Source organism: Oerskovia merdavium, assembly GCF_014836755.1.
GTDB classification, from domain to species: domain Bacteria; phylum Actinomycetota; class Actinomycetes; order Actinomycetales; family Cellulomonadaceae; genus Oerskovia; species Oerskovia merdavium.
In genome coordinates this window covers 175445-189854 of sequence record NZ_JACSQF010000004.1, presented here as the reverse complement: position 1 = coordinate 189854, position 14410 = coordinate 175445, and the positions used below count along the sequence as shown (strand labels likewise).

At 68.0% G+C, this 14410-nt stretch carries 15 protein-coding genes and 1 pseudogene; 5 read left to right on the top strand and 11 right to left on the bottom strand.

Translation table 11 applies throughout. The features are described from left to right. Positions 1-249 precede the first annotated feature (249 nt). Positions 250-1071: a class I SAM-dependent methyltransferase gene (locus H9641_RS05790; RefSeq protein WP_056648045.1), complete on the bottom strand. Its 822-nt coding sequence runs from the start codon at positions 1069-1071 to the stop codon at positions 250-252. Positions 1072-1210: 139 nt separating this feature from the next. On the opposite strand from H9641_RS05790, the gene H9641_RS05785 reads away from it, so the two are divergent. Further along, positions 1211-1966 (top strand): hypothetical protein, encoded by a 756-nt coding sequence (locus H9641_RS05785; protein WP_191801822.1) that lies wholly within the window; start codon positions 1211-1213, stop codon positions 1964-1966. Positions 1967-2050: 84 nt separating this feature from the next. Here the strand turns inward: H9641_RS05785 and idi are convergent, their stop codons facing one another. The 4 genes and pseudogenes from idi to H9641_RS05765 all read right to left on the bottom strand — a co-directional run bounded on the left by idi (position 2051) and on the right by H9641_RS05765 (position 5584). Continuing rightward, entirely contained in the window at positions 2051-2650 is a 600-nt protein-coding gene (gene idi, locus H9641_RS05780) for an isopentenyl-diphosphate Delta-isomerase (protein WP_191801820.1), read from the bottom strand. Between the two features lie 161 nt (positions 2651-2811). Then, positions 2812-3787, bottom strand: a pseudogene (locus H9641_RS05775) (squalene cyclase). A gap of 73 nt (positions 3788-3860) precedes the next feature. Further along, a complete protein-coding gene (locus tag H9641_RS05770; RefSeq protein WP_191801818.1) occupies positions 3861-5213 on the bottom strand; it encodes a permease prefix domain 1-containing protein in 1353 nt (450 codons plus the stop codon). Next, on the bottom strand, positions 5213-5584 hold the full coding sequence (locus tag H9641_RS05765; protein ID WP_068626669.1) for a PadR family transcriptional regulator: 372 nt from the start codon (positions 5582-5584) through the stop codon (positions 5213-5215). The genes H9641_RS05770 and H9641_RS05765 overlap by 1 nt, the downstream gene beginning before the upstream one ends. 91 nt (positions 5585-5675) lie before the next feature. On the opposite strand from H9641_RS05765, the gene H9641_RS05760 reads away from it, so the two are divergent. Together H9641_RS05760 and H9641_RS05755 are read left to right on the top strand one after the other, a co-directional pair. Continuing rightward, positions 5676-6314, top strand: coding sequence for a hypothetical protein (locus H9641_RS05760; protein ID WP_191801816.1), 639 nt, complete (start codon positions 5676-5678; stop codon positions 6312-6314). A gap of 306 nt (positions 6315-6620) precedes the next feature. Further along, on the top strand, positions 6621-7034 hold the full coding sequence (locus H9641_RS05755) for a hypothetical protein (RefSeq protein ID WP_191801814.1): 414 nt from the start codon (positions 6621-6623) through the stop codon (positions 7032-7034). Between the two features lie 124 nt (positions 7035-7158). On the opposite strand, the gene H9641_RS05750 is transcribed toward H9641_RS05755, so the two are convergent. From H9641_RS05750 to H9641_RS20895, 4 genes are all read right to left on the bottom strand, one after another. After that, a complete protein-coding gene (locus H9641_RS05750; RefSeq protein ID WP_191801812.1) occupies positions 7159-7935 on the bottom strand; it encodes a hypothetical protein in 777 nt (258 codons plus the stop codon). 465 nt (positions 7936-8400) lie between these two features. Next, positions 8401-9234: a hypothetical protein gene (locus H9641_RS05745; RefSeq protein WP_191801810.1), complete on the bottom strand. Its 834-nt coding sequence runs from the start codon at positions 9232-9234 to the stop codon at positions 8401-8403. A gap of 125 nt (positions 9235-9359) precedes the next feature. Continuing rightward, positions 9360-9680 carry a BRCT domain-containing protein gene (locus tag H9641_RS05740; protein ID WP_191801808.1) on the bottom strand — a complete coding sequence of 107 codons (321 nt, stop codon included), beginning with the start codon at positions 9678-9680 and terminating at the stop codon, positions 9360-9362. 649 nt (positions 9681-10329) lie between these two features. Then, on the bottom strand, positions 10330-11334 hold the full coding sequence (locus tag H9641_RS20895; RefSeq protein WP_404821923.1) for a serine/threonine-protein kinase: 1005 nt from the start codon (positions 11332-11334) through the stop codon (positions 10330-10332). 80 nt (positions 11335-11414) lie between these two features. Between H9641_RS20895 and H9641_RS05730 the strand changes: the two genes are divergently transcribed. Then, entirely contained in the window at positions 11415-11873 is a 459-nt protein-coding gene (locus H9641_RS05730; protein ID WP_191801804.1) for a hypothetical protein, read from the top strand. Positions 11874-11927: 54 nt separating this feature from the next. Then, on the top strand, positions 11928-12344 hold the full coding sequence (locus tag H9641_RS05725) for a hypothetical protein (RefSeq protein ID WP_191801802.1): 417 nt from the start codon (positions 11928-11930) through the stop codon (positions 12342-12344). A gap of 297 nt (positions 12345-12641) precedes the next feature. On the opposite strand, the gene H9641_RS05720 is transcribed toward H9641_RS05725, so the two are convergent. Beyond that, on the bottom strand, positions 12642-13472 hold the full coding sequence (locus H9641_RS05720) for a hypothetical protein (protein WP_191801800.1): 831 nt from the start codon (positions 13470-13472) through the stop codon (positions 12642-12644). 402 nt (positions 13473-13874) lie between these two features. Then, positions 13875-14324, bottom strand: a complete 450-nt coding sequence (locus tag H9641_RS05715) for a hypothetical protein (protein WP_191801798.1) — start codon at positions 14322-14324, stop codon at positions 13875-13877. Positions 14325-14410 lie beyond the last annotated feature (86 nt).

Genomic DNA, 14410 nt, shown 5'->3' with positions numbered 1-14410 from the left:
TTGCACGCTAGTCGTGCCATCGAGCGACGGACCTTGCGAGGAACCCGCGGCCGACCGGTGACCGTCAGGTCACCCACGACCAGCGAGAACCGAGCAACCACCGGAGCCCGCGGGTGTCGCGCCCTCGTCCAGCGCGACGGGTGGAGAGATCCACCAGCCCGCGGGCTTCTTCATGCCCAAGAAGCCCGACGACGGAGCGCACCCCGAGCACGCTCGGTCACGTCCGGCGAGGGTTCCGCCGCCCCGGGCTCAGAACGGCTTGCGCGCCACCACGAGGAAGCGGGGAGCCTCGTCGACGAACTCGTTGCCCGCCGCGAAGTGCATGTGCAGCGCCCTCAGCGGCGCCTCGAACCTCGCGACCGCCTCGGGGGACAGGCTCGCGATCTCCGGGACCTGCCACGCGATGACCTTGAGGTACCAGAGCAGCGAGCTCAGGTCGTGGAAGTGCCGCGTCCCCACGTGCTCGCGCGCCACGTCGATCACGAACCCGGCCTCGGCCAGCTCGGCCGTCACGCCCTCGATCGTCACGTCGTCCGGGTCCCACGGCAGGTCCGCACCGAGCGCGGTGTTGACCCGGATCCCGTCGCGGCTGTCGACCTGCTGCGTGATGAACACGCCCCCAGGTTCGAGGACGCGCAGCACCTCCGTGGCCTCGAACTCCTCGTGCCGGTCCAGGACGACCGCGAACCGGCCGTCGAGGAACGGGAGCATGAGGCCCTCGCCCTTGCTGCTCCCCACCTGCCGGACGTCCACGCCCAGGGGTTCGAGGCGCCGTCGGGCCACGGGGACGTTCGGGGGCCAGCCCTCCGTGGCGGCCGACCCCTCGGGCAGGGGCGCGAGCGACGAGAACGCCTCCCCGCCTCCCGTGCCCAGGTCCAGGACCGGTCCCCGGCCGCTCCCGACGAGCTCGCGCGCGAGCACCAGGTAGTCCCAGGGCAACGGGTCCTCGACGCAGCGGTCGTCGATCGGTGTCAGGTCGAACCCCTCGACCGGCGTCGCCCGCGCCCACTCGACGTGCGCCTCGAACGACGCTGCGGGGTCGGGGACGGGAAGGGATCCGGCTGCTGACATGCGTCGATTGTCACCCGCTGGCGCGGGCACAGTCGAAACGGCACGCCCGGTAGGGAATCCTCCCTCTCGGATAGCATCGGCGCGGCTGCGGGACCGCAGCACGACCCCGCCCCGCACGAGCCCTCGGAGAGCCCCGCCGATGCCCCACCTCTCGCCGTCGAGCCACCGCGCGACCCGCAAGGTCCGCGACGTCGCCGAACGGCACCGTGCCACCCTCGGCGAGCTGCGCCACGTCGAGTCGTGCACCCTGTCGGCACGCGCGATCGGGATCGTGGCCGGGGTCTTCGCCCTCGTCGTCGCCGTCATGGCGTTCAACGGGAGCGTCCTGCAGGTCGCGATCTTCGCGGTGGGCATGGGGCTCGTCCTGGCCGTGATCCTGCGGTTCGTCGCGAGCGAGAAGCTCCTCGTGCTGGAACGAGGGCTCGTGGTCGGCTCGTTCGGTCCGTTCCTGAGCCCGTACGCCGTGCCCTATGCGGACGTCGTGGCGCCGAGCGTGGCCGCGATCGTCGGGACCCAGCGACCCGTCTCGTTGCTCAAGGCCGACCAGGGGGCGTCCGCGACCAACCGCACGGCGCTGTGGTCGCTGCGCTCGGTCACGTTCGTCGGGCCCACGGCCGAGGTCTCGCGCGCCTTCACGCGGACCGGGACCTGGCAACCGCAGCCCGACCGGCAGGACCTGTGGGTGTTCTCGGTGCGCGACGCCCACCGTCAGGAGGTCCTGGTGCACGAGCTCGCCGCCGCGCTGCGCCTGTCGGGCCAGCCGGGAGCCGACCTCGTCCTGCCGCACGCGCTGCCCGCCCGGCGGTTGCGCGTGAGCGTCGCGGACGCCGACCACCTGCACCTGCCCGAGCGCCTGCGCTCCACGAGCCTGCAGGTCCGGGCCGGGGCGCACTGAGCTCCCTCGCACGGCGCGTCGGACTGCCGGGCGGGCCGGGCGCCCGACGCGCCCGGCCGCTCAGCCGCTCGGCCGCTCAGCCGCTCAGCCCAGGGCCGAGGCGACCTCTGCCAGCAGGAGTGAGACGGCGCCGTCGGGCCCGCTCGCCGCGTCGCGCAGCGCCGCGACCTGCAGGACCATCCACGGGCTGAACGCCCACGGCGTGGCGTCGACCGCGCGCCCCAGCGTGCCGGGCTCGGCCCATGCGAGCTCGGCGACCTCGTCCGGGTTGGCCGTGAGGTCGCCCGCGGCGCGCGCGACGTACACGGGGCAGATCTCGTTCTCGACGACGCCCGACGCGTCCACGGCCCGGTAGCGGAAGCCGGGCACGGCGACCTCGAGCCCCGTGATCTCGAGGCCCAGCTCGTGCGCGGCGTGGCGCACGATCGACTGCTCGGTCGTCTCGGTCCAGCGCGGGTGGCCGCAGAACGAGTTGGTCCACACCCCGGGCCACGTGCGCTTGGACAGCGCGCGACGAGTCACCAGGAGGCGGCCGGCGCCGTCGACCACGTAGCAGGAGAACGCGAGGTGCAGCGGCGTCTCGGTGGTGTGGACGGCGCTGCGCGCGAAGGTCCCGGTGCGGGTCCCCTCGTCGTCGACGGTCACGACATGGTCGGCGGCGACGGGCACGTGCACGTCGGTCATGGTTCCTCCAGGGGTCCTGCGGTGCGATCGGGGGGTGTGCACCGGAGCATCCGGCCCACTGTCACACACCGGGGGAGAGGAAGGAAGTCCGTCCGTGGGACGAGCGGCCGGGCGTCTCGGCTGCCCGGCGGGCACGGCGAGCGCGACGACGGAGCGCGGCGCTAGCGTCCGTCCCACCAGGCGAGCACGAGGGTCGCGTCGAGGGTCAGCCACCTCGAGGCCTCACCTGCCGGCGCGTCGACCTCGAACCACACCGTGCCCGGGTGCCGCGGCGACTGGAGCCATGTCCCGTCCGGCTGCCGAGCTGCCCGGATCATCCCGATCGCCTCGGCCATGCGAGGGTCCGGGGGCGTGCCGTCGAGCAGCGACGCCTCGCGGAGGTGGACGGCCGCGTTGAGCACGCTGTAGAACGCGCGGTACGGGTAGGTGAAGTACCGCACCCAGGACGCGACGGGCTCTCCCGTCGACTCGCGGCGGAACAGGTCCCGACGCAGGAGGTACTCCTCGGCCGAGCGCCGCGCCTCGCGCGACTCGTCGGTACCGCCCGTCGCAGCCTGGTGCGCCAGGAGTCCCTTGACGACGTTGAGTGTCGAGTGGAACGAGGACCGGACCGAGCCCCTCGACCCACTCGCAGTTCCAGCCGCCGTCGGCCATGCGCACCGCGAGCATCGCGTCGAGGAGGGGCGCGACGTCGGCACCGAGCCACGCGCCGTTCGCCAGGGTCCACGCGTTGATGCAGCAGTCGACCTCCCCGCCCCAGTAGGGCAGGTCGTCGTACTCCCAGCGGCTGTTCTGCGCCAGGAGCTCGGCGGTCCGGCGCTCGCGCAGGACCGCCGGGTCGAGCCCCCACTCCCGCAGCGCGTTCAACGACCAGGTCGTCGCCGTCCAGGGCTGACCGGCGCCGGACCGGGCTTCGGGGCCGTCCATGTCGAAGCCGGCGGGGAAGAACGCACCACCCGCCCACTGCCCGTCCGGGTCCTGCAGCGAGAGCAGACGAGCACCGAAGCCCTCGGTCGCGACGCGGGACCGTGTCTGCTGCCAGACCTCGTCGGGGGCTCGGACGAGGTCGCGCTCGACCCGCCACCGCAGTGCGGGGTCCGCGTCGAGGAGCCAGTCGACCAGAGCGTCGTCGGTCATCCTCCGAGACTACGACGCGGGCCGGAGCGGGCCGCCGCCGGGCCGCCGCCGAGACGACGGCGACGGCGACGGGTCAGACGAACCCGAACACGGGCGGGAAGACCACGACGACGACCGCTGCCCAGACCGCGTAGACCGGCAGGAACTGCGTCTGCCACCGGCCGAGGGCCGCGAACGGGCGACGCCCCCGCAGGAACCCGGTCAGCAGGAGGGCCGAGCCCACGAGGTGCACGAGCAGCAGCACGTTGAGGCCCAGGGCCACGACCTTGTTGGGGCTGAACCCGAACTCGGCGATGCGGGTCAGCATCGCGGTGAGCGCGACGGCGTCGACCGCGAGCGCCGCGACGACCAGGACGAGCAGCAGCCCGTCGAACAGGTGCGGCGGGCTGAGCGGGTCGCGTGCCGAGACCGAGTAGAGGAGCAGGCAGAGCACGAGGACGAGGATCGCGTCCATGAGGATGAGGAGGCCGCGGTCCGTGTCGAGCAGCGATCCGGCGGTCGCGAGCACCACGAAGAGCACGAGCAGCATGACGACGGTCAGCGGGGTGAAGACGCGCGTGAGGACCGGGGCGATGTTCTCGACGACGTCCTGCTTGGCCTCGACGAGCCACGCGGCGACGACGAGCGCGCCCGGGACGGCGAACGGCAGGACCCAGCCCTCGAAGAACGGCTCGGGATCGATACCCACGAGGTTCAGCGTCCCGAACGTCAGGCCGAGCAGCACACCGCCGCCCAGCGCGAGGAGCGTGAAGTAGATCGCGAGCTCGCCCGTGAAGCGGGCGAAGTCCATGCGTCCGCTGTCCGAGCGCCAGCGCCCGCCGACGTACGCGACCCCGACGAGGGCCCACAGGACGACCGGGGCGTGCAGGGCCGCGAGCAGCAGGGTCGAGCCCTCGGGCGCGAAGGGGTAGACGTTGAGGACGACCGCGAGCACCGCGAACGGGATCGCGAGCATGGCGCCCACGCCCCACGTGAGGCGGCGCTTCCACGCGAAGTACCCGGCGAGGAAGGGGAAGACGAGCAGGCTGACGTTGCGCAGCAGGACCGTCTCGTCGCTGATGGTCTCCGCGGCGACCTTGACCGCGATCCCCGCGCCGACGGCGAGCGCGAGCACGACCGCGAGCTCGCGCCAGCGCGGTGAGCTGCCGCCCACCGCGGCCGCGTCGGGGACCAGGACGAGCTGCTTCCACAGGCGGTCGGAGTGCTCGCGGGCGAACTCGCGCGAGACCTCGTCGAGGTTGCCCATGCGCTTGACCGCGACGAGGAACGCCTCGTCGTCGTCGAGGCCGGTCGCGGTCAGGTCGGCGACCTGCTCGCGCAGGTGGTCCTCCATCTCGTCGACGTCGGCCGTCGAGATCGCCTGGCGGCGCTGGACGTAGCCGCGCCACTGGTCGATCTGCGCCTCGAGCTCGGGGTGCGTGCTCATCAGGCCCACCCTTCGGCGACGGTCCGCGGGGCCTGTGTGTCGCGTGCGTCGCTCCACACCTTCTGGAGCGCGTCGGCGACGACGCTCCACTGCGCCTGCCGCTCGGCGAGGGCCTCGCGCCCGGCGGGGGTGATCGCGTAGTGCTTCCTCCTGCGCCCGACGTCGGACACTCCCCACGACGCCTCGACGTGCCCGAGGCGCTCGAGCCGGTGGAGCAGGGGGTAGAGCATCCCGTCGGTCCACTGCATGCGGCCGTCCGAGATCTCGTTGACGCGCTTGACGATCGCGTAGCCGTACGACTCGCCGTCGGCGAGGATGCCGAGGACGAGCGGTGTGGCCGAGGCCGCGACCAGGTCCTTGTCGATGTGCATGACACTCCTATGCCTAGTGCTGCTAGGTGTTCTAACCTAGCAGGTCTAGGTATGGTCGCCGAGCGGAGCCTCGCTTTGGCAGACTCCCCGGATGAGACCAGGCCGAACCCGTACCGAGCGGCAGGACCTCGAGGTGAGCGCCTGGCACGTCGTCCACGGCATCGCGACCCTCGAGACGACCGCACTCCGGATGCGCCACGCGACCCTCGTCACCCTTCTCCTCGCACTCGGCGTCGTCGTGACCGGGGCGAGCTTCGCCGTGCTGGCCGGCCTGGGGATCGACCTCGACGACGTCCTGACCTCCGTCGACGGGCGCGGCGCGCCCTGGTGGCTGGTCGCCCCGCTCGTCGTCGTGTCGGTGACCGTGGCGCTGGCCGTCGGGTCGCGGTCTCGCCCCTACCGGATCAGCATCACCGCACAGCACCTCTCGATCACCGACGGCGGGGCGTTCGTGCACGAGCAGCCGCTCGCCACCCTCCGGAGCGTCGTCTACCGGCCCGGACCCGCGAGCGCCACGTTCGCCGTCACGGGAGACGCGGGCACCGTGAGCCTGCTGCCACGTACGGTCGGCTCGACGCGACCGACCGTGCTCGCGGACCTGCCGCCCCAGGTCGTGGAGCACCTGCGCAACGCGGGGCTCGTCCAGCGTCTGCGCGGGAAGCGCGCACGGTGGACCCGTCGGGCGACACCTCGAGCCGACCCCGGGAACGACGAAAGGCCCCGGATCTGAGATCCGGGGCCTTGGTACATCACGTGGGGGGTTTCGGATTGGGTCTGACCTGCACAGACATGCGACCCCAGCGACGCTCAGGCACACCCCCAGCATGTTTCCAGGCACACCTGTTGGCGCTCTCTCGTCGTTGGTGACAGCGCAGCGTTCGTCCCGCCGCAATCACCCGGGAGCACCTTCCGCGCGAAGGCACCTGCCCGTCCTTCGAAAACTGCTAGAGGTGCGTGCCCGAGGTGCGAGTTGCTCGTCATGTCGGGGTGGGCCGAAGGCGCTGACGTTGGGCGTCAATGCCCATACGCTGCGCCGATGGACCCAGTCAGCACCGTCGCGCTCGGGATCGAGCTCCACCTGATTCCCACGGCCGAAGGCGGCCGACGCTCGCCGCTTCTCGGCGGAAGTGAGCCTGGTGTCCGCTTCACCTACCGGCCGAACTGGGGCCTTCCTGGGTGGCCCGACGGCGACCAGACAGCGGCCCCGGTTCTCGGCTTCTCCCGGGTCGACATCCGACCTGGCGACCATGTTCACGCCGTCATCGTCCCCCTCTTCCCCGTGGAGGTGCCGACGTGGCGCGGCGTGGTCGCGGGTGACGAGTTGAGGATGTACGAGGGCTCGCGGATCTGCGGCCGCGGCTATGTCGTCTGGGTGGAGGAGGCTACTTGGCCCATGCCGGAAGACGAGGCGGAGCGTTTCGTCAGATGGCTGGCCGACTCATCGCAGTGATCACGACGCCCGCGGCGCGCTGTGCCCGAGCGAGGTCGGAGATGTAGTTCCCGTCGTCGGCTCCCGAGACTGCAGCGTGCTTCTCAAGCGTCCCGGCCCTGTGGCCGAGGGCCTCGGCGAGGCCCTAGTCCTCTGCGCGGCCGATCCACTTCGCCGACTCGCTAGTCTGCTCGCCCGCGCGGACCGCGTCGACCAGTGCCACGTACAAGCCTTCGTCCAGCGCTGCCGGGTTGGCCCCCAGTGCGCGCTGCACTACGGCCGCGAAGTCGCGAGGCGTCAGCCTCTCATCAGGATCGTCGCCGACGACGATCATCTTCGGGTCGATGATCGTGGCCCGGCGCAGGATATCGAACTGCTCGTCGCGAAACGCCTCCGCCTCGAGCATCGCCGTCACCCGAGCGTCCCACTCGGACTTCGTCATCGCCAGAGCAGGTTCGGCATTCACGACGGCGAGCTGGGAGCTCACGACCTCGCTGGCCGCCTCGAACTCCAGCGCACGCTTCGCGCTCGTCGCACCGAGCGTGAACCACGGCAGCCGGATCGAGGAGAGCCGCTCCCGCAGCACCTTGAGCCCTGGCACAAGCGTCGTGCCCCAGAACCGCTTCACGTGCGGGGCAGCCGCGATCGCTCCCTGGATGGCCAGCGCCACCAACAGCTCGGCGAGCAGCCTGGCAAACTCCGCATCGGCATCACGTTGCTCCTGGGTGCGGGTGTCGTGCGGACCCGCGAGCGGATCTCCCCACGCCCCTTCTCCGGGCTCCGGATCCTCGACGCGCCGCCATGTTGCATGCCCCACCATGTGACCGGTCTCGTCGTCGAACAGCAACCCGGATTGGGCGCCAGAGTCCTTGCTCGAGTTCCCGAGGTGTTGACCGTCAGGGATGTTCGCTTCGTACCTCATGGCCCGAGGTTAGCGGGCACCCGCCATGCGCAAGTAGACCGAGAGCCTCTGCCGACCACGCCCAGGATCAACGTGCGGCGTAGTCCACCGCCGCCCCGCACCGTCCCCAAGGGCAGGGGTCTTCCTACTGAGACGCCGAAACCCCCTTCCTGGATCCCCCGGCCACAGCCACCGAGGAATCCCTGAAACGACGAATCTCCCGCCCGGATGACTCCGGACAGGGGATTCGTTACTACCTGGGCTGTCAGTCGATCACAGCCTTCAGGTCACGTGGGCGGTTTCAGAACCAGGCTGACCTGCAGAGATGCGACGTTCGGGATCAGGCCAGGCACACCAGGAGAGCACCTCCCTGCATGCCTGCACTGGCCCCCGAAAGACCTCGCGGACCGGAGCGTCGCGGAAGGGGATATGGCCTGAGTGGCGGGCGGGTCGGGAAGACGGCCAACCGCAACCGCTGACGCGACGTCACTGGGGCCAGGAGTCGAACGTCATCGCCCAGGTCCTTCCCTGCATTTGCCAAGGCGCTCCTCGCTGGTATGCCGCGATCCGCTCAGCGCCGTCATCAAGTATGTCGAGAAGCGTCGATGCCCGGTCGGCGTACTTCGCGATGTATTGCTCGGCAGAGTTCCGCTGGACCAGGACCCGTGCAGTGGACCACACAGACAGCACGAATGCGTCCCAGGTCAATGGGACCGGGATGGACGCGCCGGCGATCGTGAACGGCACGCCCTCTACAGGACCGGGGGCAAGAAGATCTTGGCGACCTGTGACAAACCACGACTCCGCCCGGGTGAGCGCCAAGCTGCCGGACGACGCGCGGTGTATCCGGTCCGAAAGCAAGCATCGGGCGAAGTTTCCGCTCAGACCGGAGAACACGCCGCCCAGCTCATGGGAGCCCCTCGTCGCCTGTGCCAACGCAAGAGAATACTGGCCGAAGTCCCCCACCTGCAGGCACCACTCCTGATTGAGCTGCTCGAAAAGCCGCCATACGAGCGCGAGGCACGTGAGCCGTCCGCGGTGGGTCGCTGACGAGCTCGTGTCGCCAGGCACCTGCTGGATGAGCAATCCGAGTGTGTCGAAGCGAAACCTAGGTGGAAGGGCCAGGTTCACGTTTGCACTGTAGGGATCCCGCGGGTCAATCTTGGCGCGCTCGACCGACTCGAGCGACCACGCGAGAACGAAAGCGTCGGCGAGATCGTCGGGACTCCGCCAGGAGTTCGGGTGATCGCCGAATACCGGTGCCTTCAAGTCGATGTCCGACGCGTTCATTGAGCCTCCCAGATCCGATGTGCCTGCCACCTGAGCAGGCTCGTGTATTATCGCGCTCGCCCCTCTCGGACGGCGGCGTGCTGGACGGGTGAAAGCAGTCCAGCGCGGCGAGCTCTACACCGCCTCGACAGACTTTCGGAAGTTCCGTCAACATCTCACGGCGCAAGCAAGTCGTGACAACGTGCGTGACGCCCGGTGAGGAGTTCACCGAACCCGCTGCCATCGATGACATGGACGTGACGACGCTGGCGCCGCATCAGCTCCTCGAAGTAGACGAGCTTCTGGCTGTAGCGCCGCTGTCCATCCCGGAGGGGGCCCGTCCATATCTCACCGACAACCAGCACGGTCACAGACGCCGATCGATCCGGAGCGACGCGGCCTCCTAACTTCACGGTGTGCTCGCGTAGGACCCGACGCTCCATGTGTTCACCGCAGACAAGGGCTCTGCCCGTGAAGAGAACGAGCTCATCGCGCACTGACTCGACCCAGCCGTTACAAGCCATCGGACTCATCACCCATTCACCGTCTTCGCGTCGCGGCCGCTTCAAGAATCCTCGCTGGCAGAGTAGCGGTGAACTGCGGGTTGATCCAGGTCCTCAGCAGCCATGGCACCAATCGGCCAGACCCCTGGCAGATCGAGCTCGACGAGAAACCCCACCGCCACGAGCCCGACTGGATCTACCGCACCCGCGGCCCCTGACCCCGCCAAGCCTCTAGACCGCGACCACGTCACCAGCCGCCAGACCTCGACCGCATCAACGCGCCCAAGAACGCCCGTGCGTGAGCAATACCGGGGCAACAGCTCCCTCCGAGCGGCAACACCACGCTCGAACCTCCCGGCCACAGCCACCGAGGACCCCCTGAAACGACGAATCTCCCGCCCGGATGATTCCGGACAGGAGATTCGTTACCAACTGAGCTGTTCCAAGGAAACAGCCCTCACGTGAGTGGTTTCGGGAAGTGGCTGACCTGCGGCGATGTAACGCCGGGGACCAGGCCAGGCACACCCAGGCTGGGTCTCCAGGCACAGGCTGAAATCCGGCCCCGGCTAGCGTCGCGGGCCAGCTATGACGGGATGTGTCCGCCCAAGGGTGCGCTTCAAGCGTCGGGCAGCGGTCTGGCACCTCAGCCGATCGCACGAATGACGGACCGGATCTTCCTGGTCAGCCCAGAAGCCATCGTTGTGGCAGCGTCTTCTGGGCCTCGCCGCCCCGCACGACTGTGGCGCACCTGGAAGATGTACTCTCTGGTTCCCGGTTGCAGCAAGACGCAGAGGTTGAGAGAACTACCGGATCGAATTCCCTCGTAGCACCGCTCATGGCCGGAGTGTGGAGCCACTCGGGTCCAGCATCGGCTAGGTTTCCTGCGCCCCCCGAGGGCCGCAGCCAACTCAGAAGGGTTGGGATAGCGGCTCGCAGGGTCGCGGCTGATTGCTTTCATCGTGATGTCCCGGGTTCCTCGCGAGACATGCGGGGCCAGCTCCCACAGGTCAACCGGGTCAGCCGTCGCCGCATCTTGATACCGAACGCCGGTGACAGGTGGTCTTCCAGTGAGCAGCCAGTAGAGAGTCGCACCTAGGCTGAACACCTCAGAGCGGACGTCGTAAACCTCGGCGGGGCCGCGGTAACCGGGTACACCTACGGCTCCAACCTCGGGGGCCATCGTTTCCAGCGTTCCACCCGCGTGGACGCGCCCCGAGGCGTCCTGTCGGCCCGCCAGACTGAGGTCCCCTACCACACACCTCCCCGAACTAGTTACGAACAAGTTCTCGGGCTTGATATCTCGATGTAGAAGTCCATGTCTGTGCACCCGCGCCAAGCCGTTGCATGCCTCGCGGATCCAACTCACTGCCTGTTCCTCGGGCACCCCTAGGGATGGGTCGATTCGGTCCGCTACCGAGCCGTGCTCCGCGACGTCCGTGACGAGGTAGCGCGTCCCTTCGGGCGTGGTGTCTGCGTTACGGATGTTGAGGATGAAGTCGCCGCTGAGGGTGTTGAGGAGTTGCGCTTCGGCCCATGGACCCGCGATCTGGCTCGGTCCAAGAAGCTTAAGGGCGTACTCGGCGTCCAGGTTGCGGTCGTGCACACGCCAAACCTCGCCATGCTGTCCCGCGCCGAGTCGGCCCAACACTTGGTAGCGATCTGCGATCACGGAACCGATGGGGCTGGAAGCGGCTGACGACACGACGCAAGACTAGGCACAATGACCCGATGAGAGCACTGGGAATCGCCGTGAAGGTGAGCAAGTTTCGGTCCACTGTCAGGCTCGTCCTGATCGAAGGCGCGAAGGGTGCCGACGAGACGACAGCATCAGTCGTCGAGCAGCTGTCCGTTGCTGGCGACGAGACGGACTGGGCCACTCACGTCGGTAACGTCGCCCAGGCAGTGCGTGGTCACGCTAAGTCCATGAACGCAGACACTATCGTCGTGCGTAGGGCCGACCAGGCTCCCCAGGGTCGAAACAGTGACGGCCCCAAGATTCGTCTCATGATCGAGGGCGGGATCGTTGCCGCCTGTCTCGATGTGACGCATGATGTTCGCATCACCAGTGGACAGGAGTGCGGGAAGACGCGCGACACAACCAAGGTCGACTTGGATGGTCGAGCCGAGGCATGGCTGGGCAGAACACACGGTGAGGCCGCCGCCGCAGCGCTGTCAGGTCTGGTCTGATCAAGTTGCCCGGCTCAAGTTCCCCACCACTAGCACAAGTGCAACACTGACCCGATGGCCACCAATCTGCTCGCTGGCGTCCTCGAGGCGCAGACACGCAACAGTTTGCTAGCTGGAGACGACCTGCTCCGCGCTGCCCAGGACCTCGTCGAAGCACTCAGCACGCGCAGGCACCTCGTTATGGCCAGCGACTCCGTGGGCGACCGCGTGCTGGGTGCCGCACTCCTCTTGGAGCCATCCATCCCGCTGGCGGATCGATCTAGCCACTTCAATGGAGCTCACGTCATGCTCGTGGCTGGTCACATTTCCGGCGACGCCAGAATGTCAATGCGCGCATGTTCCGTCCGCGCACTCGGCGCGCTCCGCGTTGAGGCGGCCATGCTTACCCACTGGGGAGAACCGATTGAGGGACTTGATGCAATATTGTGCATCGGCAGCGAAAGCTCTCTGAGAGTCGCAGCGCTAGCGTAATTGTGGACCCTGCGGTCTCTCCCGTTCCGGGTCTTGTGGTGTTCTCCCAAGCCTTCAGGGCGCCTGTCGACCTCGAGGAAGGTCCAATCGCCCTGGTCCCCAGTAGCGGCCTCCCAGCGAGACCGCCCCTATCACAGAAGGTCTCAGCCAGGATCATCTGGCCGTGACCTTCCGGACGCGCTTCGGAACTGAGTTGGAACCCTTCTCGCGGCACATAGCCCCTGCTGGGGCCGAACCGACAACTCAGGAGCGTCCACTACCCCGATTCCATGAGCCTGAGAGCCGTCTAGAGACTGGCTAGGGGGCCATGCCCCAGGTGATGCGCAGATCTTCGCTCCAGCCCGCGACCGATCCCTGAAGGTTCTTCGGGCCGTAAGCAGTGTCAAACTCGAGCGTGCGACCAACATCCCCGATAGCGGTGCCGTCCTCGATCGTCCACCGCGGGCGCGCGAGTCTAAACGCACACCAGCCGCTGCCATTCGGCTGGGATTCCCCGGCCCCCAGCGCACGCATCGACTGGGCCCCGTCAGCGAGATCCCAGTCGCCCAGGATGACATGGTGCCCTTTGGAGACGAGGATTAGCCGAATCGGCCAAGTACTGGTACTGGTGGCCGCGTCTACTCGCCGCCGCAGGCGCCAGAACTGGGATGCACGCTCCGCGAGGGCGTCAAACGTGCTTGCGCCGCTGACTGCGGGTCGTTCGTCGAGTTCCTCGAGGGTAGTCATCACGATCGCAGCGCCGATGAGATGCGAGTACCGGACGGGCGGGGCGCCCTCCTGGATTGGTAGGGCCGGAACCAAGTGCTTGGTCTGGACCGTTCCAGAAATGTTCGTGACGATTCTCTGTAGAGAGTCACTCTCTCGAAGAATCTGTTCGCCGTCGGACGCATCGAGGATGACGCGAGCTCCGAAGAACGAGGCGACGTGGATAGCAATCGCCTCTGCCATTAGGGCATCCTTACGAGTGGAGAAGCGGGTGGCGGTCCGCAGGATGACGGTCCTCGGGTCATCACGCAGCGCCTCCGCTTCCGGGTTGTGAGGCTGCCACACACGGGCGACATTCTCGCCGATGCCAGCATAGAATCGTCCTCCGTTGGACTCGTTCTCATAGGTGTACAGCCAGGTCATGGCACCTTCACGTTTCGCTCAGAGGTCCGGCCCGGCCTCCTTGGGACGGAACTTCGACAACGATACTGAACCTCGGTCGACAAAGCCCACCCCGTGTAGGCGCCTGATCAGAAGTCGTACAGTCGTGACTCCGACCTTCCTCACGGGCATAGGTCTCGGACACCGGCCATAGGACACGACCCGCCGAACTGCAGCCCGGCCACCGCAGGTGTCTTACGAACGGTCGTATATGACACGTGTGGCGGGGAAGGCGATACTCAGGGTCGCAGCATCATTGGGAACGAGGTCGATAGGAGTTGTAGGCGCCGTCGGCGCTCGACCGGGGTGGCGTACGACGTCGCACACTGACGGTCTCGGAAGTTCAACGCGTCCCGGTGTGAGGTCATGGCAGAGAGACTGCGCCTATTGGACCGCCGTCTCGAGGAGAGCGCCGATCGCGCCCTTAAATGCGACGATCGGCGGGCGATCAACGATCTTGCTCGTCCTCAGCGAGAGCTGGTACCGCGGGAAACGCTTGGCAAGCGGGTTCTCGCCCGCGCCGATGATGTGGCTGGTGTACCCGTCGAACTGGTGCGCGGTGAGGTCGACGAATAGCTCGTTTTGGACGAGCCAGTCGTGCGCGGGGTGGCCGTCGGCGTGGGTCGCGTTCCAGATCGTCCAGGTCCCGAAGCCGTGCTCGGTGAGCAGTTCACCGCCGGCAAACGATGCCCAAGTGCACATCCCATGTGGCATCGGACGCACACTGTCGAGCGCCTGGAGGTCCGAGTGGGAAGCTGCGGCGACGAACCGCCCGCAGAACTCGTCGAGCTGCAACAGGAATCTGTCGCTCCGGTCCGCGTCCGAGATGATCACGTCTGCACTCTAGCGGCGCCCTAGCATCGACCCTCCAGCCCAGCTCATCGCCCACTGTTCCACGTCAGGCCAGCGGGCGTTTCGCG